Raw genomic sequence first — 22,030 nt, 5'->3', positions numbered from 1 at the left:
GTATTAACACGCGCTAACTTCAATCATAGCTATTGCGACAAGATCATTCTGGTGAATAACGAATTATAATTAAATGGAGAAAGTAGCTATGATGCGCATGGGTGTTGACCTTGGCGGGACTAAGATTGAAGTAGTAGCAATTGCAGAAGATAGCTCTGAGTTATTTCGTAAGCGTATACCTACACCAAAGAACTACCCTGAAACGCTAGACGCCATAGTGGGCTTAATTAATGATGCTGAAGCTGAAACTCAGCAAAAAGGGTCTGTTGGCGTCGGTATACCTGGCGTGGTTTCACCTTTTACCGGTTTAGTTAAAAACTCCAACTCAACCTGGATTAACGGTCATCCGTTAGATAAAGATTTAAGTGCTCGCCTTGATCGCGAAGTGAGAGTAGCAAATGATGCGAACTGTTTTGCTGTATCAGAAGCCGTTGATGGCGCTGCAGCGGGTAAAGGTGTGGTATTTGGCGTGATTATCGGTACTGGTTGCGGTGGTGGACTCGCGATTAATGGTCGAGTTCACGGCGGCGGAAATGGTATTGCGGGTGAGTGGGGGCATAACCCTTTGCCTTGGATGACTTCTGACGAGTTTAATTCTACCTCTTGTTTTTGCGGCAATAAAGATTGTATTGAAACCTTTATTTCTGGCACTGGCTGGGTGCGAGATTTTCGTCGTGCTGGTGGTGAAGCTGATAGCGGTATACAAATATCGCAAATGATGACCGAAGGGCATCCGTTAGCGACGCAAGCTTTTGTGCGTTACGTTGATCGTTTAGCCCGTTCATTAGCTCACCTAATTAATATGCTCGATCCTGATGTGATTGTATTGGGTGGCGGCGTGTCAAATATTGAAGCCATTTATTCGGAACTACCAAAAGTTTTACCTAAATATGTTGTTGGCCGAGAATGCAACACGTCAGTGGTAAAAAATCAATTTGGTGCTTCATCAGGTGTTCGCGGAGCAGCATGGCTTTGGGGTAAAAACGACCACTAGAGTTAAACTGTTACCCATAGAACAATTCGGCGCTTAGGCGCCGTTTTTATTAGTGTTTTTTCTTGTTGTTACCGAAACAACATAATTATCGCTGTGAAAGTGATTATTGTGGTTAATCATTGACTTAATAACTAATATCTTCCACTGACCAAGTTCACAACTGTTTCAGTTTGTATCCAAGTGGGGCGATACCACATTATATGTTGTTTATTTGTTTTAGATCATTATATTCTCTCGCCTAAATGGTTAACTACTAGTTAATTGCAGCGGTTGGTTATAGCCGTTAGTTATAGCCTTTAGTTATAGCAGTTAGTTATAGCTGTTAATTACAATCATTAGGTGATGATATAAATGAGTAGTCTATTAATGAGCGCAATCCATAACAAAAACGGTCAGCTATCCAAGAGGTTTTTTAATTTAAAACCCATTCCTCTATCCATTAAACTCGCATTTACCACAATACTTAGTCTAGGAGTTACAGCTATTGGAGCGAGTAATGCTAGTGCTCAAACTGATGATATTGAGCATATTCAAATAACCGGTAGCCGTATTTTGCAAGTTGATATGGAAACCGTGTCTCCCGTCTCTGTTATTTCCGCAAAAGACATTGCCATGAGCGGCGAAAGCAATGTGGCTGATGTACTCAATAATGCAGCCATAAACAGCTTTGGTTCTTGGCGTGGAGCAACAGGCTACGCATCGGGAGATAGCGCTTCAAGCAGTGTGAACCTTCGTGGTTTAGGCGCTTCAGCGACACTTGTACTGCTTGATGGCCGCCGCATGCCCGGAACAACGTCAAGTTCTGGGGCGATTGCAGATACCTCTCAAATTCCATTAGCGATTGTCGAACGAATTGAAATTTTACGTGATGGTGCGTCTGCTATTTATGGCTCTGATGCCGTGGCTGGCGTAGTCAATATTATCACTAAGAAAGATTTTGACGGTGTTGAAGTTGATTTCACTACCGAGTATCCACAAATGGGGTCGGGAGATATTCAACAACTCTCAATTGCCGCAGGCTTAAACACTGATAACGGTAATATTACTTTCACCTATGAACGTTACCAGAGTGCTGAAGTATTAGACCGTGATGTGTGGAAAATGGATGATCCTAGTTACGACGATTATAGTTTTTACAGTTCGGTGCCAAATGGCGATTACTATGACTACGATTTAGATGACCTTGTAGGTATTTCAAATTCTGAACTGTGTCAGCAAGCATCGAATACGCTTGATGAAACCGATGGCATGAATAACGGCTATTGCCGTTATAACTATGGTGCAGACTCGACTTTACATGGTGATGTCACCAGAGATGCATTTTTGAGTAATTTTAGCTTCGAGATCAGTGACAATCTTAGCTTCAAAGGCCGTGCATCAGCCACATTGATGGAAACAGGCGGCAGAACTGCAGCGACCCCTGTTTCAACCAATTATATGTATATGGGCTGGGACAATAGCTTCAATCCTGTTGGCGAAGATATTGATCTGTATATGCGATCAGAACAACTTGGCGCAAGGGACGAAAAAGTCGACACGGAAACTTATGATATTTTGGCGGGTTTGGTTGGGTATTGGGATATAACCAATGGAATCGACTGGGAAATTAATGCCCAGTATTCAAATTCTAAAACCGAAGTTATTGGCTACAACCTAATTAACGACTTGATTTTACAACAACAAATCGATGCAGTTGATGACAACGGTCAATCGCTTTACGACATCTTTAATGTCACTGGCATGAGCTTTGAGCAATGGGATGCTCAAATGACAAATATGTACACCGCGGCGCAGCATACCAGTGTTTATCATGGTGAATTTGACAGTACACAAATTGATGGTTTGCTTTCAACGCTGCTGTTTGAAAACGAAATGGTTGCATTGTCAGGCGTAGTGGGTTTTGAATATGAAAAGATTAATTTCACCCAGGATAATGATGCAGAGTCTTCGCTAGGTATTATTTCAGGCGGCGCGGGTGGCGATAATGTTGATGCAAATCGTGACCGTACCGCTGGGTTTATTGAGTTGCAAATGGGCTTGCCGGCCAATATTGAGTTATCAGCGGCAATGCGTTATGAGCGTTATGATCAAGATGGTCTCGTGACCAGAACGGATCAAGACCCCGCAGTTGAATCAGCGACCTTTGACGCTGTCGTGCCTAAGTTTGGCGTGAGTTGGCGCCCCACTGATGATGTATTGCTGCGTGCAAGTTATGGTGAGTCATTTCGAGCCCCTAACATGATTGAAATGTTTGCCTCAGACTCATTTGGATTTGTCGGAGGTTATGACGCTGTTTGGTGTGGCGAGAACGGTGACGAAGCGGATCCTTATTACTGTAGTTACAGTGCTGAGCACCTGACTTGGTTTGGTGGTAATCCTGATCTTGAAGCCGAAGAAGGTGACTCACTGACATTTGGTGGCGTATGGAATGTCACTTCACAATGGAGTGTTGAATTATCTTATTACTCAATTAATTATGACAATAAAATTGAAACCATGGATATCAGCGATATTTTATACAACGAACAAATCAACGGTGGTTCGGATGTCGTTAATCGTGATGAATATGGCCAAGTTATTTCAGTTGAGAGTGAAATGCGCAATCTGGCTTCAGTAGAGACATCAGGGGTTGATTTTATTACCTCTTATGAACTGGTTACAGAGATTGGTGATATTAACTTTAGTGTCGATATGTCACATGTTCTTGAATATACCCAGCAGTCTGAATCAGGTGATATAGCGGTTGATTATGCTGGATCGCAGGATTACCCCGACTGGCGTGGTAATTTTTCTGTGGATTGGCAATACGATGTATTTAGTGCCAGTTGGGCAACAATGTATATCGGTAGTCAGTCAGCGCAAATGTGGCGTGATGAAGGTTATGAAGACATCATAGATACGCCAAGTTACTTCAAACATAATCTTCAGTTTGGTTACCAACATGGGTTTGATGGCAGCATTACCTTGGGCGTGAATAATCTTCCAGATGAACAAGCACCCAGTTGGTATAGCTTTGCAGGCTACCAAGATGTGAATACAGACTTATATGATGTGATTGGTCGGAGTTATTATTTGAGAATTAATCAGCAGTTCTAATCGGTAACTTTAAAAAAGTGCTAATCAAAAGTTCGTAATTGGATAAGAGTCATATTTAAATTTTGAGAGTCAATATGGCCATTATTAAACAGCCGCAGCAATGACTGCGGCTTTTCTTTAATGTTTATTTTAATCATGTATAAAAAACTAAATAACAAAGTCTTACTTAATAATTGTTTATTTAAAGATATAAAACAGTGGCTAAACCCAAAAATGTAAAGAAGCCAACAACATCTGTGACTGTGGTTAAAATAACCGAACCTGATAATGCCGCATCTTGATTAAATTTTTGTAAAATCATCGGCACCATGACCCCTGCAATAGCGGCTACAGCCATATTAATAAGAATAGCGCATCCAATAACAATGCCCATGGTTGCATCGTTAAACCACCAGCCAGCAATGAACCCTATGACAATGGACCAAAGAGTGCCATTTAATGCGCCAATGCCGAGCTCATTTTTAAGTAACGACATGACGTTACCCGCTGATATTTGTCCCATTGCCATACCGCGGATCATCAAGGTTAATGATTGGCTACCGGCAATACCTCCCATTGAAGCCACAATGGGCATAAGCACTGCCAAAGCAACCACTTGCGTAAGTACGTTTTCGAATAAACCTATGGTTGCAGAAGCTAAAAATGCTGTGAGTAAGTTTATTCCTAACCACACCGCTCGACGTCTGGCTCCGACAATAATAGGTGCGAATAAATCATCATCTTCATCCATACCCGCACTTGCCATTAATTGCGCTTCGTAATGCTCGCGGACTAATGCTGTGGCAGTTCGCAGTGTCATACGACCAATTAGAATCCCCTGGTCATCCAATACTGGCATTTCAAGCTCTCGGCTGTGTTCAATGGCTTCTGCGGCTTCAATTAGCGATGAATTAGCAGCGATAGAGCGACTATCAGACCAGAGCAAATCAATTAAGGGTAATTCGGCTTCATGTTTAAATACATCGTGGCGTCTGACGGTTCCAAGGTACTTATCATTCTCATCGACAATGAATATATGATCATTACAGTCTAGATCTATTCGACGTAAATAGCGCTGACCTTGGCTGACCGTTGCATCAGGGGCTAATGCTAAAAATTGGTGATCAGCATAACGGCCAATCTCTTTTTCATCATATTGATCGTATAGGTCAAAGTGCTTTCGCTGACGGTCTCCCATTTGTGCTAATGCACGAACAGTGATGCTATTGGGTAAAGAATCGCTCCAATCAATTAAGACTTCAGGGCTTAATTGTGACAGCAAAGCGTCCAATTCATCACTTGGCATTTTTTGCATAATGTCTAAACGCGGCGCGGCGCGCATTAAATTTAGAACATCGACACGTTCTTCTTGATCGATTTGCTGCCAACGATCATAACGCTCATCTAATGGTAGTGATTCTAAAAGCAGCGCAACAGTACCTGCTTCAGCGTCATTTAGTATGTCGCTAAAGACTTCAGCTTGCTGCTCACCTTCAGCCTCTGTGAGTTGAAGTGCAACTTGACTCACTTCTAGCTGCGGAGTGACATCATTTTCTGTTGTTGATTCGGGCGGTATTGTTAACTCTTCCATAAGCTCGTCATTAATTTTGTGCGGCTATAATAAGGCTGACTACTCTATAAATACCTGAGTAAATAAATAGAATAAATTCATTGTTGGAGTACTTTTAACTGCGCAGTATATACACGAAATGGGTTAAATCAATATCAATTAAAATTAGTCGGCAACTTTTACTTATACAAGATTATAACAAATCTAATTATCACATTTTTAACGGGAAAGGGATGTTTCATAAGGGGGGATCTTCACTGAGTCAGTGAAGATATTGCTGTTTAGCTCATTTTTTGCATGAATAAGTGAACGCAAAATAAACCAGAATAAGCGTTATTAGCGATGTGCTTTCAGCGTTAAAGAAGAAATTGATACATCGCGACTAAGATTGTTATGGTACATATTGGCTACATACCCGCTTATTCTGACTTTGTTGATTTGAGACCTTATAGCTCAGATTCATCTGGCTGATTGATGCGGTCGAGCCGTTCTTGTTCTTCTTCAAAGGCAGCTTGAATTTCTTCTAATACTGAGTCCACATCTGCAGCGCTTGTATCTTCTTCAAAATGACCGGTTAGCTCGGTATCAGGTAATAAATCACCTTTCTCGTATAAGCTCCACATCTCTTTTGCGTATTTAGTTGGCGCAAGCTCTGGTGCAAACTGCGAGTAATAACGAGTCATATTATTTACATCACGCTCAAGCATCACTTTGGCATTGTTGTTTGCTGAGGCATCGACAGCTTGTGGAAGGTCAATAATTACTGGGCCATTTTCGTCCTGTAATACATTAAATTCAGATAAATCTCCGTGAACAATACCTGCACATAACATACGAGTGACGTAGCCCATCATGGTGGCATGATCGGTTGCGGCTTGTTCTGGGGTTAACTCGATATCATTTAATCGTGGAGCCACGTCACCGTCACCGTCAGTGATGAGTTCCATTATCAGTACACCTTCAAAGCAGCCATAAGGGACTGGCACACGAATATTAGCGTCAGCACATTTATACAAGGCATCAACTTCAGCATTTTGCCAAGCATTTTCTTGTTGCTCACGGCCGTAGCTTGAACCTTTTTCCATCGCTCTACTGCGACGGCTATTACGGCTCTTTCTACCTTCTTGGTATTGTGCTGCTTTTTTAAAGCTCCGTTTAATGGCTTCTTTATACACTTTGGCGCAGCGGATTTCATTTCCACAGCGAACCATATAAACGGTGGCTTCTTTACCGCTCATTAATTGGCTTACGACTTCGTCAATAAGGCCATCATCAACCAGTGGTTGTATACGTTTTGGAGTTTTCATGGCGCCGTTATACCTTAGTTAGCGACTGGATGGTACCTATTGGCGGGCTTAATTTAAAATTTTCATTAAAAGTTTATTATAACGTTATATAAATGCAACGATTAAGTTATGGTTAAAAGCCATGCTTGTGCTGATCTTTTAATAAGTATTTATAGGGGCTATAGGAAGCATATGGTTTATTCATCGATAAATTTTCAAGAAAAACTGTCTAAATTTAACGACCTATGGTCACCACGAGTCATCGCTGAAATGAATGATTATCAATTCAAACTTGCCAAAGGAGAGGGCGAGTTTGTTTGGCACTCTCACATCGATACCGATGAAGTGTTTATCGTGATTGATGGCGTGCTAGAGATTGAGTTTAGAGATGGAAAAGTCACCCTGACTAATGGTGAAATGTTTGTTATTCCAAAAGGCGTTGAGCATAAACCGTTTGCGAAAGGGCTATGTCAGGTTTTATTAGTGGAACCTAAAGGGGTGACTAACACAGGTGAAGCAGGAGGTGAATTAACTGCGGTTAATGATATCTGGATATAGCTCTTTTATTAAAGAGCGTAACTTTTTACATAACTTGTTACATGAGATTCTTTACATGAGCTTATTACATACGCTTATGCCTAGTGACTTTAATTTAGAACGATGAGTCATGACGAAAAATGGCTATGGGGTTAGTATTCTTAGCGACGACAAGCTAAAATATCGCTTCGATAAAAAGAGAGTATGTTGATGTTTTGGCTTAAAAAAATTATATCTCAATTGGTTATGCCAATTCCGCTAACGTTATTACTGTTATTAACGGCATTGATAGTGTGGCGAACTCAATCTAAAAAGTTAAAATTCATTGGCCAAAGTGCATTGATTAGCGCTTTTACTATCATACTATTATTGAGTAACTCACAATTTAGCGCGTGGATAGCGGGTACGTTAGAGTCGCAATATCACGTTAATAATTTTCCTTTAATCCAGGTGTCTAAACCGGTAATTGAATCCAAATATGAGTCAATTTCTGACCAAGATACAATACAAACCTGTTATGTCATGGTTCTGGGTTCTGGCCATACTGAGAATGCGGCATTAACTGGTGTACAACAACTATCATCAACAGCATTAGCGAGATTATCTGAAGGTGTTAGACAATTAAAACTTGCTGATAATCGTTGTAAACTGGTAGTCAGTGGCTGGAATGGTGGATTAACGCCAACGCCACACGCCGATATTATGCGACAAGCAGCAATTGAGTTGGGTGTTGCTAAAGCGAGTATTATCACCTTCCCTGAAGCTTTAGATACCATTGAAGAAGCCAAGTCGATGCGAAATTTTATCAATACTAAACCCTTTATATTGGTGACATCAGCCACCCATATGCCTCGTTCTATGATGATTTTTGCTAGCCAAGGTTTGAATCCTATTGCGGCGCCCACTAATTTTATTAGCTCACCTGGTCATTGGTGGCGGTTCAGTGCAGGAAACTTGTTTATTTCTCAACGTTCGATTCATGAATATATTGGTACTTTGTGGCTGAAAATAAAAGGATTAATGACTGATGTCTAAGTTACAACAGGACGAAACTGAATCGATATTAGAAGAACCATTAGGAGAAGCTGAGCCTTTATTGATAGCGCCTCATAGTAAACGTAATGGCATTAGTTTAACTATTGCAGGTTCCATTGCCGTGTTCATCAGCTTGATCATCTTCATTAGCGCTAAAAGCCTTTTTGGTGTTGGTATGGTGATGTTTGGTTTTGGTAGTGTTGGGCTAGTACTTGGCGTAGCCAAAATGAAGCAACCCAAGGCTAGCTTTAAATTATCTACAAAAGGGGTCGATTATTATCATGGGCGCGGCACTGTTCATGTAGCGTGGGATAATATTCAACGTATCGATGTATCAAGAGTGACACAAAATCTACAGTTAATTGAACTACCGTATATTGGTATTAAGCTTCATAAGATTAATCCAATTCTAGACTGTATTTCGCCAAGGTTAGCGACAGGACTATTAACTGAGCAACGCCCTTTGTTGATGACGGCAGCCACACAGGATGAAGACTTACAGAGCTTAGAGATTTATGTTGGAGCTGAGTTTACGCCTCTAGTGGTTAATGATGAGCGTTATCGAGGTGTGTTAGCCATGTTTGGTCATCGATGCCAAACTTTGGAGTCTCAGTTAGGATTTCATTTGTATTTATCGGTTGATAGTTTGGATCGGGAACCCGATGAGTTTGTCGCCTTACTACGAGGCTGGCAGCAAAATCACTTTAAAGGGCTTTAAGCCTAAGATAATTGTATTGGTTTGAGCGATTCGATTGTGGTGGATTAAAAAAGGATTTAGAGCTTACACATATTCATTGAATAGGAGAATTGTAAGCTCTTTAACGCGTTAACTAAAACAATTGTTATGCCGTTACTGTTGATGCTAACTTTGGGTTTTCTTTATTATCTTCAACAATTGAGACCAGCTTTTCATTATTGTTTAATGCATTATTTAACTGTTCTAAGCTATCATCATAGGCTTTACGGAAACCAAGAAATTGGCCGTTATCTAAAATTTCCATACGTTTACTGTAGACTTCGCCATCGAAAGTCCCCGTATTGGTGATAGTAATTTTTTCACAATTAATATGACCCTTCATTAAGCCTGAAACACTAGCATCAACGCATACAACACCACCAGTTACAACGCCTGTTGTTTCAATGGTGACATTACCTGAAGCGCGAATTTCGCCATCGACTTTACCTGCAATTAGTACGTCACCATTTACTTTTAGATTACCTGTAAATTCGCAATCATTGGCAATAAAACTAAGGTTGCTTGTCGGGCTTTTTTTACTAAACATATTAGCTCTCTTTTCGCATTTGAGGCCGCTATCACTATCGTAATTAAGCGGTGTCAGTTGATTTTGTTATTAGTATTTAACATTTAATATAGCGACAATTAATTGCAAAAAAAACAATTAAATTTTGACTGTGAGGACTTTTTTTGACGTTAGTCCCATTTCATTGTCTATAAAACGACATTAACCCACAGACTTGGGTTCAATAATATTGATCGAAGCAGAAGGACATGGGGCGACACAAGCACCGCAACCTGTACAGGCATCAATATCAATAATAGGTTTTGGTATCTGGCCTACAGCCATTTTGAATGTAATCGCACGTGGGTCACAGGCATCTTTACAGCTTTGACACCAAACGCCTTGGTAAGTAAGGCAAGTGTCATTCACCAGGGCTTTTATTGCCCAAGGTTCAGCTTGAGTTAAATCAAATATAGGCTCTTTACAGGCGGTGGCGCATTGTTGGCAAAAAGTGCATTCGTCATTGGTAAATGATATTTCAGGAAAGCCGCCATCACCTTTAATAATCACCTTAGTTTCGCAAGCGTCAATACAAGCATTACAGCGGGTACACTCGTCGGTAAATTCAATATCAGACTTAACCCATGGTGGTCTTTGGGCATCAGATTTACGTCTTCTAAAAAGATTTCTGCGGCTGTGATTAATTGACTGACTCATAAAGGTTCCAAAAAAGACTTAAGACAAAAGCGATAACAATTTGAATTAAAGATTAGCGACAAAAAGGATAGTGTCTTTCATATCAATTTACAAAAACCGACGTTTAGCCGGTAAATTTTTGCAATGTTCTTGTAAACGTTAATATAACATTTATTAAGTTCGCTCAGTTAAACTCTAAGATTAGTTGTTCATATTTTGTCATGTTCGCTGTCGATTTATTCCTTTTTACATCAGCTTGTCAAACAATGAATACAAACTATCTTATTGAATAATTGGGACTTAGCTTGTTCAGCTTTGACAATGTAGTGTTATCTTTACGGTTTTCACTGTCATACCACTCAATAATAAAACCCGAGGTAGTTAACAAAATGTGATCGATAGCACACTATGAAGGGAGTGAAGTTTACGTAAAGTGGCACCTATGAGCAAAGCAACAAATTATACCGCTAAGATCCCTGATAGTGACGGCTACATTCAGTACTCTGATGAAGAGCATGATATCTGGCACCAATTGTATCAGCGTCAAGCGATCAATATGCCTGGTCGAGCTTGTGAAGCCTACATGAAAGGTCTTGATGCGTTAAATATGCCTACAAACCGTGTACCGCAATTAAAAGAAATCGACAAAGTGTTGATGGCGACCACGGGTTGGAAAACAGAAGGCGTGCCAGCATTAATCTCTTTTGGGAAGTTTTTTGAATTATTGGCCAATAAACAGTTTCCAGTGGCCACATTTATTCGCTCAAAAGAAGAGTTTGATTACTTACAAGAACCTGATATTTTTCATGAAATATTTGGCCATTGTCCGTTATTAACGAATCCTTCATTTGCACATTTTTCGCATATTTATGGCCAGTTAGGCCTAGCAGCATCGAAAGAAGAGCGGGTCTTTTTAGCAAGATTATATTGGTTTACTGTTGAGTTTGGTTTAATGAAAGCCAAAGATGATCAACTGAATATTTATGGTGGCGGTATTTTAAGCTCACCGGGTGAAACCTTATATGCCCTTAGCGATGAGCCTGAACGTAAGCCATTTAAGCTATTAGATGTGCTGCGAACACCGTATCGCATTGATATTATGCAACCGATTTATTATGTGATCGACAGTGTTGATTTTCTGGATGAAATTGCACGAATGGATATTATGGCTGAGGTGACTCGTGCAAGACAGTTAGGTATGTTCGAGCCTAAATTTGCCCCTAAATCTATAGCTAGTTAACTTTTTCTTAAACAAACAATATTAATGCTAGGCGAAACTAGCGTGATGATACTGGAGTAGTTATGTCTGAATTATCAGAAATGAAGTGTGAAGCTTGCCAAATTGATGCGCCAAAAGTAACTGGCCAAGAGTTAATTGACCTGAGTAAAATGGTTGCTGATTGGACTGTTGAAAACCGTGACGGCATTAACCAATTAGAGCGTGTCTACAAGTTTAAAAACTTTAAACTTGCGATGGAATTTACCAACAAACTTGCTGAACTTGCTGAAGTTGAGTTCCATCATCCTGGCATCTTAACTGAATGGGGAAAAGTGACTGTAACCTGGTGGTCACATTCAATTAAAGGCTTACATAAGAATGATTTCATTATGGCAGCGAAAACCGACCAGTTGCTTAATTCATAATCTTAATCCGTCATATCAGCAGGTTACGTTAACGTAACCTGCTCAAATACGTCCTCTGTTACAATTCCCCTGTAAACAACACTTGCCACACGCCTCATAACCTTTTAACGTATCGCTCACAAATTAAAGAAGGGCACACTGACAACGTCAGAGTCGAGTCCTCGTATATTCCAGAAACCATAATAGATAGGGAATAGTTGTATATGCGTTTGGAAGTGAGTTGTTTAGATCGTATTGGCCTTGCCAAAGATATTCTCGAAGTATTAGAAACTTACGGTATCAACCTGATTGCTATTGATGCCAGTAACAGAGGTTTTTTGTACCTTCAATTTGCGGAAATCGCTTTTGAAACCCTAAGCGAATTAATGCCGTTAATCAGAAAAGTAGAAAGTGTACATGATGTTCGCACTGTCTCTTTTATGCCTTCAGAGCAAGAGCATTACGCCCTTAAAACGCTATTGCAGACCCTGCCTGACTCAGTTTTTTCTATCAATGCCAAAGGCCGTATTCGAATTGTAAACGAATCAGCGCTTTTAACCCTCAACATGCAAGAACATGAAGTCACTGACGAGTCATTGAATCATTGGGTGCAAGGGTTTAATTTTTCTCGTTGGTTAACTGAAGCGCCAGTATTGGCTCAAGCGACTCGCGTTCAAATCGGCAGTAATGAATATTTAGCTGAAATGCTGCCTATTTACCTACCTGATGAAAACAATGCCAGTATTTTAGCGGGGGCGGTTGTTTCTCTTAAGTCTCCAGCCCGAGTTGGCAAACAATTCAACGCGCTGCAAAATCAAACCACAGGCTTTGATAATGTATTAGCCGTTAGCGATAAAATGAAAGATGTGCTTAAGCAAGCTAAGCGCATGGCGCAACTTGATGCACCATTATTGATTACAGGTGAAACCGGTACCGGCAAAGAATTAATGGCCAAAGCCAGTCATGATGCCAGTATGCGCCGTGAACATGCGTTTATTGCCATTAACTGCGCAGCATTGCCAGACAGTGTTGCAGAAGAAGAATTATTTGGCTTTGTGTCAAATGGGCAAGTGGTTAAGCGCGGCTTATTTGAAGAAGGCAAAGGTGGTACGGTTTTCTTAGACGAAATTGCCGAAATGTCTCGAGCTGCACAAGTTAAGTTACTGCGTTTATTGCAAGATGGTACCTTCAGACGCATTGGCGGTGACGAAGAAGTCAGAGCGGATGTGCGTATTATTTGTTCTACCCAAAAGAACCTTGCTGAACTGTGCCAATCGGGTGAGTTTAGAGAAGATTTATATTACCGAATCCATGTGCTGAGCTATCACATGCCGTCACTGCGTGAACGTAAGGTCGATGTCATCCCGTTAACAGAGATGTTCTTAGAGCATTACAGTCAGCAATTATCGAGTCCTTTAAGACGTATCTCTGCATCATGTCGTGATTACTTATTTACTTATGCGTGGCCGGGTAATGTACGCCAACTTAAGAATGCGGTTTTCAGAGCTGTGTCAATGTGGGATGGCTCTGCGGAGTTGACTGTAGAGCAGCTTAAACTGCCATCTTATGCCGAAGGTTTTGGCTACTTTGATGAAGAGTTTGAGGGCAGTCTCGATCAAGCGATGAAGGAATATGAAGCCAGCTTATTAAGACGTTTGTATCCAGCTTATCCAAGTACCCGTCAATTAGCTAAAAAGCTCGGTGTGTCTCATACCGCGATTGCCAATAAACTGCGCGACTACAAAATTACTAAAAAACGCTAAGCGTATTCAGCAGACGATATAGCGTGTAACGATTTAATGCCACATAAATGCCAGCAAACTGCTGGCATTTTACTCTTTATATGGCTGAAACCAGCGTATTTGCTGATATTTTTTCAGTCGTACTAAAAAGTTTACAAATTTAGCCCCAGCTTCACAAAATGTGATTTATCTCACGCTATATTAATTGCGTTCAGCTTAGGGTATTTCTATCTCTAATAACGCTATTTTGGTTGTTACTACCCTAAAAATACGTTTGTTTGGAATATGCTCAATTAACCTAGCCGTTCCTTATCAAACTAACGGATTTTACATGCCCTTATCGAAGGGGTTAACAACTTTATTTGTACCCATTTAGGAGTCAAGATGAAACTTGCAAGTTATAACAACGGTCGCCGTGATGGCCAACTTATGTTGGTAAGTAAAGATTTATCTAAAGCCGTTGCCGTACCTGCGATAGCTCATACAATGCAGCAATTATTAGATGCTTGGGATTTACTCAACCCGCAACTACAAGAATTATATGAGGCATTAAATGCCGGTATGATGGACAACGCAGTCGATTTTGATGAAGCTAAATGTTTATCTCCACTTCCTCGTGCTTACCAATGGGCTGATGGCAGTGCTTACGTAAACCACGTTGAACTGGTTCGTAAAGCTCGCGGCGCTGAAATGCCTGCAACGTTTTGGACTGATCCTTTAGTTTACCAAGGTGGTTCAGACTGCTTTATAGGACCTAAAGCTGACATCGAAATGGCCAGTGAAGAATATGGTATCGATTTCGAATCAGAAATCGCGATTGTGACTGATGACGTTAAAATGGGTGTAACGACTGAGAATGCCGCCCAGCACATTAAATTATTGATGCTAGTCAACGATGTGTCATTACGTAATCTTATTCCTGGTGAGCTTGCGAAAGGGTTTGGTTTTTTCCAATCTAAGCCTTCTAGTGCGTTTTCTCCTGTGGCAATTACCCCTGATGAATTGGGTGAAAGATGGCAGGACAGTAAAGTTCACCTGCCATTAGTGACTCATTTAAACGGTGATTTATTTGGTCGTCCTAATGCGGGCGTGGATATGACGTTTAACTTTAGCCAGTTAGTTTCACACGTGGCTAAAACACGTCCGTTAGCGGCTGGCGCAGTGATTGGTTCAGGCACTATTTCAAACTATGATCGCAGCGCCGGTTCTAGCTGTTTAGCTGAAAAACGTATGCTTGAAATTATTGCAGACGGTAAAGCAAAAACACCATTTATGCATTTTGGTGACACGGTAAGAATTGAAATGTTCGATGATCAAGATAACTCTATCTTTGGTTCTATCGATCAAAAAGTGGTTGAATACAAAGCTTAATTCAGTTCACTGATTGATAAAGAGCAATAGCGTTTTACGTTATTGCTTTTTTTGTATTTTTCGCTCGAACTTACGATATTTAATAGGGACATAAAATGAAATTATATGGTTATTGGCGTTCAAGTGCTGCGTACCGTGTTCGTATCGCACTTAATCTTAAGCAGTTAGAAGCTGAACAAATATCCATTCATTTAGTGAAAAACGGCGGTGAGCAACATAGCGAAATGTTTGCCCAATTGAACCCACAAAACCTCGTACCCGCCTTGGTGGATAGCGATGATGAAGGGGAGTTTAGCTTAACTCAGTCACTGGCGATTCTTGAGTATCTTGAAGAACAATATCCACAATGTAGCTTATTGCCACAAGGCGCTAAAAATAGAGCGATAGTGCGAGCAATGGCGCAGGCGGTGGCATGTGAGATACACCCTCTTGATAACTTACGGGTATTACAATATCTCGTTAAAGAGATGGCGGTAAGCGAAGAGGATAAAATGAACTGGTATCACCACTGGATCCATTTAGGCTTTGCGGCGTTGGAAACCCAATTAGCGGTTCATTCTGGTCAATATAGCTTTGGCGATAGCCCAAGCTTAGCGGATATTTGTCTTATCCCTCAGGTTTATAATGCTTATCGATTTAATGTCGATTTATCAGCATATCCTAATATTGTACGAATCTGGCAAAGTTGTAATGAGCTAGCCGCATTTGCTGATGCCGCTCCTGAGTTACAAGATGATGCTAGCTAGGCATTGCATTGTGCTAATAGGTTTGTAATATTGTAGGCTCTTTAATTACAGAGTTAGCCAGATGAACTACGAAGCTCAGTTAAAAACTTGGATTTTAGAAGATAAAATGCGTGTTGCTGCACTACAACAAGTAGCAGACCTTTTTGCTGAGCTTAATATTACGGATTGGTACATTGCTGCCGGTTTTGTGCGTAATTTAGTATGGGATAAGCAGCATCAAGCGAGCTTTATTTCTCTCAATGATGTCGATGTTATTTACTATTGCACCGAAGAAATTAGCGTCTATCGAGATAGATTAATTGAGCTAGCTTTATCTGAGAGACTAACACTACCCTGGTCAGTAAAAAACCAAGCGAGAATGCACGAGAAAAATAACCACCCAGCCTATACATCAACCCTTGATGCCATGTCATATTGGCCAGAACAGCAAACCGCAGTAGCGGTAAAACTGAATGCTAAAGGTGAGCTTGAAATAGAGGCACTATTTGGCTTTGAAAGTTTGTTCAGTTTATCGGTAAGTTACAATCCAAAAGCAGATGAGCAAGTGTTTATGGAAAGAGTCGCCAGTAAGCCGTGGTTTAAACAATACCCACAATTATCACTTGCCCTTTAATACTAACGCCAAAATCAAAAAACGACTATTATCTAACCGCTAATTCAGTCTTATGACTTGTGAATGCTTTTCTGTGGCATTTTCGTGAAATATATCATCTAGATAGCGGCCTAAATTTGACTCTTCTATCTCTGCTGGAATGATGACATCGAAGATGCGAGAACGAAGTCCGGTACCTGAATCTCTAAATAACAGCCATTCACCCTGACTATTGTCATACTCTTGCCATGTAATTGACATGGATTTACCAAATACATCGAATTTAATGAATTGCTTCGGAGCCATGATGACCTCATGATTGTTATTCGTCGTTCTATTTAGCTTAGATGATCAAATATTTTTAAATAAAAACTCTACAGTAAACGTGACAGCCATTTGGTTTATTCTTTCGCTATCATCATCTTTAGTCCAAGTATATTCAGGTGTTATAGCAAAGAATAACCAATCTCTGGCAAAGTTTTGTCGATATGTAAAACCAATTTTAGCACTATCAATGTAGTGATATGGCTTATCAACGCCATGGATATGAGCTTGATAACTAATCGCTTGCTTGTCACTGATATATTGGTACAACTGCAAGCCTGAACCTAATTCCCAGCCATTATCTCTAGTTTCATACTGAAATGCAGCACTCCAGCGCAATAGAAACTCTTCGTTAAAGGAATGTTCTATATCAAATTCGGTCGACTCACCAGTGACATTCTTTTCTTGGTATAACTTTTGGGTCAAGCGGGTGATCGTATTTTCTGATATTGGGTAGGTATAGCGATATCGAGCTTCGATCTTTGGTTTGAAACTCGCTTTAATATTAAAGCTACTTCTATTTTTAACTAACCAATCATATCGAAGACTAATGTCTCTATCATTGTTATCGTCAGGACTACGGATGAAGGAAAAGGGATCATCTTCACCGGTGGAATCCAAGATTAATTTTAGCTTCTTACTGACCCCTGGTAAGTTTAAACGTGCATTGATGTTAGCCCGATATTTAAAATCTTCTTTTTCATAAAATGAAAAATCGTTATACCAACGTATGATTGTGCCTGCCCGAGCATCATCCTCAATACGGTCATCTACAAAGAAACTATCGAACCAAATAGCGGGTTGGCAAAATTTAGTGTTTAGGTAGGCAAATGTTTTATCAATGGTGGCATCAGATTGAGAACGGCTGTAGCAAGGCGATGATTCTAGCTCATTCTGAGATATGTCTTCTTTTTGATTTTTTGCATTATCATCTAGATCTACATCTACAGAGATAGGATCAGTAATAGCTTGGTTGCTGTTATCTGACGCAGAAGCCGTTGAGATGAAAGCACTAAGGAGGGCTATTGTGAGTGTTGATGTTATCCATAAACGTATCATTGAGTCGAAAATATAACCTGTAAAACTAACAACATTAATCACTCAAGCGTATCATTTTTGTCATTATGATTGTCACTCCTTTTATCACTCTAGTGACTTATTTGAAATGATTAAGCGGATAATTAATTGGTTGATCAAGTTGGTTACATTTAATACTGCTGAATAGGCGTTAGTGGCTGTTGATTTATTGTTAAGTGGGAAGGTCGCAGACTTTAACAGGTTAATCAATTCCAAGAGGTTTTTGGTTGTTTTTTATCCGACCACACAGATTAAAAGTGCATTTTAAAAGCATCTTAATCATATTGTTAGTATTTTTTGTGATCAAGATCAACCGATTTAAGTACCTCTTTAGGTGTATGGTGTTTTATTGATCTAGATCATGTATGTTATTTTTTATTTCTGGCAGTGTAGCGGCAATTGTTAAATGTGTTTATCAAAAGCACTGATATTGTTGTACATATGGAGTTGTCATAATGAATAAAAAAATAGCCCTTAGCCTCGTTGCTGCAAGTTTATTATCTGCTGGTATTTCATCTGCTGCAGTCGCCCATCAAGCGGGTGATTTTATCGTTCGAGTTGGCGCCGCAGTCGTGAGCCCAAACGAGTCTAGTCCTGTTATTGCAGGCATTTCTGAATTTTCAGTCGACGATAATACCCAAGTTGGTTTGAATTTTACTTACATGTTGACAGACAATTGGGCTGTTGAGTTACTGGCAGCAACCCCTTTTTCGCATGAAATATCGCTTGAAGGCGTAGGTAAAATTGCTGAAACTAAGCAGTTACCACCAACATTAGTCGCACAATATTACTTCGGCGATGCTCAATCAAAACTGCGCCCATATGTTGGTGTTGGTATTAACTTTACTAATTTTTACGATAATGAAATTACTAATGCTACCGCTCTTGAATTAAACAGTTTAAGTTTAAGTAACTCTTGGGGCGCAGCTGCTCAAGTGGGTTTAGATTATCAAGTAAATAGTAACTGGTTAGTAAATGCATCAGTTTGGTACGCAGACATTTCAACAGATGTTAATTTTAATGCAGGTGAAACGCCATACCCAGAAGTGACTGTAGATATTGATCCTTGGGTATATATGGTCAGCGTTGGCTATACATTCTAGCTAGGTAGATAAATTGCCAGGCGTTATCAGATAATAAAACAGGAGCTAATCAAGCTCCTGTTTTTTTATATATTATTGTTAAGTACTCACTGATAAAAACGATAATGGGTCAGCAATGAGCTTACTTCTTAACCTTAGTCTTCCAGTGGCGAGTGTTATAAATAAACTCGGGTAATAAAAGGGTTAACCAAGCAACTAAACGCCAGCGTTTAGTGACATAGACTTTGCGCTTACCTTTTTGCATTGCAACGATAATTTGTTTAGCTACTTTTGGTAGCGGAGGTAACCAGAGTTTGCTTTGCTGCATAGCCGCTTTGTCTAATAATCCCAGTTGAATATCGGTAATCGTTATCGGTAACTTTAATCGCTGCGCATGCATGCTCAAGCCTTCAAGATAATTTTGCGCAAAAGCCTTTGATGCATGGTAAGCCACACTAGGACCACCGCGTAAACCAGCAATAGAATTAATTGCCGCAATTTGACCGTAACCTTGCTCACGCATCAGTCTGAAAGTGGTATTACAAATTGCAGCAAACCCTCGAACATTAACATCAATGATATCTTGTTCAAGTTCCCAAGGTAGTGCTTCGCTGTATCCATTTAGACCGGTGTTAACTAACACTAAGTGTGCACCATCGAGACTTAGCCAAACTTTTTCAAGTTGGCTAATAATGGCTGCAGGATTTTCAATATTGAGTGGCAACACGTCAACTTTAGTCGGTAAGCTTTGTGCAAATTCAGCCATTGAGTCTGGATCTTGCACAAATAGCACCAATGAAACTTTTTGCTCGGCTAATTGACGGGCTATTTCTTTACTAAGATGTGAGCTAGCGCCCACTATTATTGCGTTTGCTTGAGTCATGAGCTTTAAGGCTTCGAAATGATGACCTATGATAAAACAACTGCTAACGATAACAAGCAAGAATATTATTCAACATCAGACGTATAGACTTCTAGAAGTCTTAATGTATTATAAGGATAGAATATATGAAGATTGCAATGACGCGTTTCACTGCAAAAGTACTTTTACCAATCGCAATTGTTTTTGGCTTAATGGCTTGCGCAACAACGCATGATTTGGTGACTATTTCAGGCGATATTATGTATCGAGAACGAATAGCATTACCGGATGATGCGGTACTAACGGTGCAGATAAAAGATGTGTCGTTACAAGACACCAAAGCAATTGTTATTGCTGAACGAGTTTTGGATAACGTGGTCACTCCGCAGGCATTTGAATTTCAAATTGCAGCGGATCAATTTCAGCAAGGTCATAGCTACGCCGTAGGTGCTCGAATAGAAGTAAATGGCAAACTGTGGTTTATCAATACACAAACTTACCGCGTTGATGTAAATGAGACACAGCAGCTAAATATTATTGTTAATAAAGTGGGTGGATAGAGGTTAGTGACCTATGCACTGATTTAATTTGTATTAAAAAGGTGCCCGTATGCCGGTTAGAATTCCAGATGATTTACCTGCAGCAGAAATATTAGAATCAGAAAATATCTTTGTGATGTCTGAAACGCGTGCAGCGAATCAAGATATTCGACCTATGAGAGTGTTAATTCTCAATCTAATGCCTAACAAGATTGAAACAGAAACCCAATTACTGCGCTTATTAGGTAATACGCCATTACAGGTAGGGGTTGATTTGCTGCGGATTCATGACAAAGAATCTAAGCACACCTCCATTGATCACATGAATACTTTTTATCGTGATTTTGAAGCGGTAAAAGAAAATAACTATGATGGTTTAATTATAACGGGTGCGCCTCTCGGTCAAATAGATTTTGAAGATGTGGTTTATTGGGATCACATTAAAGAAATTATTGATTGGTCACAGCAACATGTTACTTCGGTACTATTTTTGTGTTGGGCAGGTCATGCAGGCTTATTTCATCTTTATGATTTACACCGTAAATTATTAGATAAAAAACGTTCAGGGGTGTTTAAGCATAGTCGCTCTTTGACTCCGCATCCGTTATTGCGGGGGTTTGATGATGAATTTTATGCACCGCATTCACGGTTTGCAGAAATGGATATTGAAGCGATAAAACAACATCCTGATTTAGAAGTCTTGGCTGAATCTGATGAAGCTGGTGCCTATATTGTATTAAGCCGAAATAGTCGAAACTTGTTTGTCATGGGCCATCCAGAATATCAAAAGTCGACGTTAAATGATGAATACCAACGAGACTTAGCCCAAGATTGTAATCCTGACATTCCTAAAAATTATTATCGCAATGACGATCCTGAGCAAGATGCGATAGTGCGCTGGCATAGTCATGGCAGCTTATTGGTAAGTAACTGGTTAAATTATTATGTTTATCAGCTAACGCCTTATGATTTATCTGATATGAGCGCTATGACGCCGTGGGAGTCTGATAAATAGGTTTTATGAGGGTAATCTCTAGCGAACCTCTAGCTAATAGCTATTTAGTAACTTGAGCCAATAAAATCTTACTGGTTACTTCCAAAATGTAAATTTAAGATAATTATTTGAATCATACTTTTGAGATCTTTTAAGAGTCATTTAGTATTACTAGGTGGCTCTTTTTGTTTAGTTTTAATTAATAATAATACCCATTGATATTAAGGTTTTTTATTTCATCAAGTATTGAAAGACCGGAAAAATGTTTATTGATTTGTCTGAAGTGTTTGGCTTAACTATTAGACTGGTTAATCAAAGTGATGATCGCAGTGTTGGTGTGGTGATGATTCAAAAGTAATTCAGTTTTACCATTATGATTAACCTTGTATGTTCATAGTAAGGGTATTTATAAGGTCACTCGTTAAAAGCGCTGATTTTTCAGCGCTTTTTCATTAGTAAATTCAGAAGATTAGATTACCACAACGATGACTTAACTAGCTTAGTAAAGTGTCATTATGGATTATTCAATTTTAGCCAAGCCTAAGCGGAAAACCAAGGTAAACGGCTATGCTGTAAGCGAAATTAGCGCCTTTTCTTGATTCTCGTATCTTTGTTTGCATGTTGGTGATATGTTGATTTTATTT

21 protein-coding genes are annotated in these 22,030 nt (G+C 39.8%); 14 read left to right on the top strand and 7 right to left on the bottom strand.

Annotation, left to right across the window (positions count from 1 at the left end):
* Positions 1-88: 88 nt before the first annotated feature.
* Both mak and FPK91_RS06410 read left to right on the top strand, forming a co-directional pair.
* The gene (gene mak, locus FPK91_RS06415) at positions 89-994 is read left to right on the top strand and encodes a fructokinase (RefSeq protein WP_144209587.1); all 906 of its coding nucleotides are present in this window, start codon (positions 89-91) and stop codon (positions 992-994) included.
* Between the two features lie 351 nt (positions 995-1,345).
* Entirely contained in the window at positions 1,346-4,090 is a 2,745-nt protein-coding gene (locus FPK91_RS06410) for a TonB-dependent receptor (protein ID WP_227006701.1), read from the top strand.
* A gap of 181 nt (positions 4,091-4,271) precedes the next feature.
* Here FPK91_RS06410 and FPK91_RS06405 read toward each other — a convergent pair whose 3' ends face one another.
* Positions 4,272-5,660, bottom strand: coding sequence for a magnesium transporter (locus tag FPK91_RS06405; RefSeq protein ID WP_144209584.1), 1,389 nt, complete (start codon positions 5,658-5,660; stop codon positions 4,272-4,274).
* A 425-nt stretch (positions 5,661-6,085) separates the two neighbouring features.
* A complete protein-coding gene (locus FPK91_RS06400) occupies positions 6,086-6,946 on the bottom strand; it encodes a PA4780 family RIO1-like protein kinase (RefSeq protein WP_144209581.1) in 861 nt (286 codons plus the stop codon).
* A gap of 171 nt (positions 6,947-7,117) precedes the next feature.
* On the opposite strand from FPK91_RS06400, the gene FPK91_RS06395 reads away from it, so the two are divergent.
* The 3 genes from FPK91_RS06395 to FPK91_RS06385 all read left to right on the top strand — a co-directional run bounded on the left by FPK91_RS06395 (position 7,118) and on the right by FPK91_RS06385 (position 9,215).
* Positions 7,118-7,483, top strand: a complete 366-nt coding sequence (locus FPK91_RS06395; protein ID WP_144209578.1) for a cupin domain-containing protein — start codon at positions 7,118-7,120, stop codon at positions 7,481-7,483.
* Positions 7,484-7,672: 189 nt separating this feature from the next.
* Positions 7,673-8,497 (top strand): YdcF family protein, encoded by an 825-nt coding sequence (locus FPK91_RS06390; RefSeq protein ID WP_144209575.1) that lies wholly within the window; start codon positions 7,673-7,675, stop codon positions 8,495-8,497.
* Positions 8,490-9,215, top strand: coding sequence for a DUF2982 domain-containing protein (locus FPK91_RS06385; protein WP_144209572.1), 726 nt, complete (start codon positions 8,490-8,492; stop codon positions 9,213-9,215). The genes FPK91_RS06390 and FPK91_RS06385 overlap by 8 nt, the downstream gene beginning before the upstream one ends.
* Positions 9,216-9,339: 124 nt before the next feature.
* On the opposite strand, the gene FPK91_RS06380 is transcribed toward FPK91_RS06385, so the two are convergent.
* Together FPK91_RS06380 and napF are read right to left on the bottom strand one after the other, a co-directional pair.
* Positions 9,340-9,780, bottom strand: a complete 441-nt coding sequence (locus FPK91_RS06380; protein WP_144209569.1) for a bactofilin family protein — start codon at positions 9,778-9,780, stop codon at positions 9,340-9,342.
* A gap of 180 nt (positions 9,781-9,960) precedes the next feature.
* Positions 9,961-10,455: a ferredoxin-type protein NapF gene (napF, locus tag FPK91_RS06375; RefSeq protein WP_144209566.1), complete on the bottom strand. Its 495-nt coding sequence runs from the start codon at positions 10,453-10,455 to the stop codon at positions 9,961-9,963.
* Positions 10,456-10,876: 421 nt separating this feature from the next.
* On the opposite strand from napF, the gene phhA reads away from it, so the two are divergent.
* The 6 genes from phhA (at position 10,877) to FPK91_RS06345 (ending at position 16,529) form a co-directional block, all read left to right on the top strand.
* On the top strand, positions 10,877-11,674 hold the full coding sequence (gene phhA / locus FPK91_RS06370) for a phenylalanine 4-monooxygenase (protein ID WP_144209564.1): 798 nt from the start codon (positions 10,877-10,879) through the stop codon (positions 11,672-11,674).
* Positions 11,675-11,736: 62 nt separating this feature from the next.
* On the top strand, positions 11,737-12,078 hold the full coding sequence (locus tag FPK91_RS06365; protein ID WP_144209561.1) for a 4a-hydroxytetrahydrobiopterin dehydratase: 342 nt from the start codon (positions 11,737-11,739) through the stop codon (positions 12,076-12,078).
* A 203-nt stretch (positions 12,079-12,281) separates the two neighbouring features.
* Positions 12,282-13,820 (top strand): transcriptional regulator TyrR, encoded by a 1,539-nt coding sequence (gene tyrR / locus FPK91_RS06360; protein ID WP_144209558.1) that lies wholly within the window; start codon positions 12,282-12,284, stop codon positions 13,818-13,820.
* 363 nt (positions 13,821-14,183) lie between these two features.
* A complete protein-coding gene (locus tag FPK91_RS06355; RefSeq protein ID WP_144209555.1) occupies positions 14,184-15,170 on the top strand; it encodes a fumarylacetoacetate hydrolase family protein in 987 nt (328 codons plus the stop codon).
* 95 nt (positions 15,171-15,265) lie between these two features.
* Positions 15,266-15,916, top strand: coding sequence for a maleylacetoacetate isomerase (maiA, locus tag FPK91_RS06350; RefSeq protein WP_144209552.1), 651 nt, complete (start codon positions 15,266-15,268; stop codon positions 15,914-15,916).
* A 61-nt stretch (positions 15,917-15,977) separates the two neighbouring features.
* Positions 15,978-16,529, top strand: a complete 552-nt coding sequence (locus FPK91_RS06345) for a nucleotidyltransferase family protein (protein ID WP_144209549.1) — start codon at positions 15,978-15,980, stop codon at positions 16,527-16,529.
* Between the two features lie 39 nt (positions 16,530-16,568).
* Here the strand turns inward: FPK91_RS06345 and FPK91_RS06340 are convergent, their stop codons facing one another.
* Together FPK91_RS06340 and FPK91_RS06335 are read right to left on the bottom strand one after the other, a co-directional pair.
* The gene (locus tag FPK91_RS06340; protein ID WP_227006700.1) at positions 16,569-16,814 is read right to left on the bottom strand and encodes a DUF7661 family protein; all 246 of its coding nucleotides are present in this window, start codon (positions 16,812-16,814) and stop codon (positions 16,569-16,571) included.
* Positions 16,815-16,859: 45 nt separating this feature from the next.
* The gene (locus tag FPK91_RS06335) at positions 16,860-17,933 is read right to left on the bottom strand and encodes a hypothetical protein (RefSeq protein WP_227006699.1); all 1,074 of its coding nucleotides are present in this window, start codon (positions 17,931-17,933) and stop codon (positions 16,860-16,862) included.
* A gap of 431 nt (positions 17,934-18,364) precedes the next feature.
* On the opposite strand from FPK91_RS06335, the gene ompW reads away from it, so the two are divergent.
* Positions 18,365-19,012, top strand: a complete 648-nt coding sequence (ompW, locus tag FPK91_RS06330; protein ID WP_144209546.1) for an outer membrane protein OmpW — start codon at positions 18,365-18,367, stop codon at positions 19,010-19,012.
* Positions 19,013-19,133: 121 nt separating this feature from the next.
* Here the strand turns inward: ompW and FPK91_RS06325 are convergent, their stop codons facing one another.
* Complete coding sequence (locus tag FPK91_RS06325) at positions 19,134-19,874, bottom strand: SDR family NAD(P)-dependent oxidoreductase (protein ID WP_144209543.1); 741 nt, start codon at positions 19,872-19,874, stop codon at positions 19,134-19,136.
* A 125-nt stretch (positions 19,875-19,999) separates the two neighbouring features.
* Between FPK91_RS06325 and FPK91_RS06320 the strand changes: the two genes are divergently transcribed.
* Both FPK91_RS06320 and metA read left to right on the top strand, forming a co-directional pair.
* Complete coding sequence (locus FPK91_RS06320; protein WP_144209540.1) at positions 20,000-20,413, top strand: YbaY family lipoprotein; 414 nt, start codon at positions 20,000-20,002, stop codon at positions 20,411-20,413.
* A gap of 49 nt (positions 20,414-20,462) precedes the next feature.
* On the top strand, positions 20,463-21,407 hold the full coding sequence (gene metA, locus FPK91_RS06315) for a homoserine O-acetyltransferase MetA (protein WP_144209520.1): 945 nt from the start codon (positions 20,463-20,465) through the stop codon (positions 21,405-21,407).
* Positions 21,408-22,030 lie beyond the last annotated feature (623 nt).

The organism is Shewanella donghaensis, from assembly GCF_007567505.1.
In the GTDB taxonomy this organism is placed as follows: Bacteria; Pseudomonadota; Gammaproteobacteria; order Enterobacterales; family Shewanellaceae; genus Shewanella; species Shewanella donghaensis.
This window is presented reverse-complemented; position numbering and strand designations above follow the sequence as displayed.

Bases quoted from the DNA above. Each gene is read 5' to 3' on its own strand.
- FPK91_RS06395 (WP_144209578.1), top strand. From the start codon at position 7,118: ATGGTTTATTCATCGATAAATTTTCAAGAAAAACTGTCTAAATTTAAC.
- tyrR (WP_144209558.1), top strand. From the start codon at position 12,282: ATGCGTTTGGAAGTGAGTTGTTTAGATCGTATTGGCCTTGCCAAAGAT.
- FPK91_RS06320 (WP_144209540.1), top strand. From the start codon at position 20,000: ATGAAGATTGCAATGACGCGTTTCACTGCAAAAGTACTTTTACCAATC.
- FPK91_RS06355 (WP_144209555.1), top strand. From the start codon at position 14,184: ATGAAACTTGCAAGTTATAACAACGGTCGCCGTGATGGCCAACTTATG.
- ompW (WP_144209546.1), top strand. From the start codon at position 18,365: ATGAATAAAAAAATAGCCCTTAGCCTCGTTGCTGCAAGTTTATTATCT.
- FPK91_RS06380 (WP_144209569.1), bottom strand. From the start codon at position 9,780: ATGTTTAGTAAAAAAAGCCCGACAAGCAACCTTAGTTTTATTGCCAAT.
- phhA (WP_144209564.1), top strand. From the start codon at position 10,877: ATGAGCAAAGCAACAAATTATACCGCTAAGATCCCTGATAGTGACGGC.
- FPK91_RS06325 (WP_144209543.1), bottom strand. From the start codon at position 19,874: ATGACTCAAGCAAACGCAATAATAGTGGGCGCTAGCTCACATCTTAGT.
- metA (WP_144209520.1), top strand. From the start codon at position 20,463: ATGCCGGTTAGAATTCCAGATGATTTACCTGCAGCAGAAATATTAGAA.
- FPK91_RS06345 (WP_144209549.1), top strand. From the start codon at position 15,978: ATGAACTACGAAGCTCAGTTAAAAACTTGGATTTTAGAAGATAAAATG.
- FPK91_RS06410 (WP_227006701.1), top strand. From the start codon at position 1,346: ATGAGTAGTCTATTAATGAGCGCAATCCATAACAAAAACGGTCAGCTA.
- mak (WP_144209587.1), top strand. From the start codon at position 89: ATGATGCGCATGGGTGTTGACCTTGGCGGGACTAAGATTGAAGTAGTA.
- napF (WP_144209566.1), bottom strand. From the start codon at position 10,455: ATGAGTCAGTCAATTAATCACAGCCGCAGAAATCTTTTTAGAAGACGT.
- maiA (WP_144209552.1), top strand. From the start codon at position 15,266: ATGAAATTATATGGTTATTGGCGTTCAAGTGCTGCGTACCGTGTTCGT.
- FPK91_RS06365 (WP_144209561.1), top strand. From the start codon at position 11,737: ATGTCTGAATTATCAGAAATGAAGTGTGAAGCTTGCCAAATTGATGCG.
- FPK91_RS06405 (WP_144209584.1), bottom strand. From the start codon at position 5,660: ATGGAAGAGTTAACAATACCGCCCGAATCAACAACAGAAAATGATGTC.
- FPK91_RS06400 (WP_144209581.1), bottom strand. From the start codon at position 6,946: ATGAAAACTCCAAAACGTATACAACCACTGGTTGATGATGGCCTTATT.
- FPK91_RS06340 (WP_227006700.1), bottom strand. From the start codon at position 16,814: ATGGCTCCGAAGCAATTCATTAAATTCGATGTATTTGGTAAATCCATG.
- FPK91_RS06385 (WP_144209572.1), top strand. From the start codon at position 8,490: ATGTCTAAGTTACAACAGGACGAAACTGAATCGATATTAGAAGAACCA.
- FPK91_RS06390 (WP_144209575.1), top strand. From the start codon at position 7,673: ATGTTTTGGCTTAAAAAAATTATATCTCAATTGGTTATGCCAATTCCG.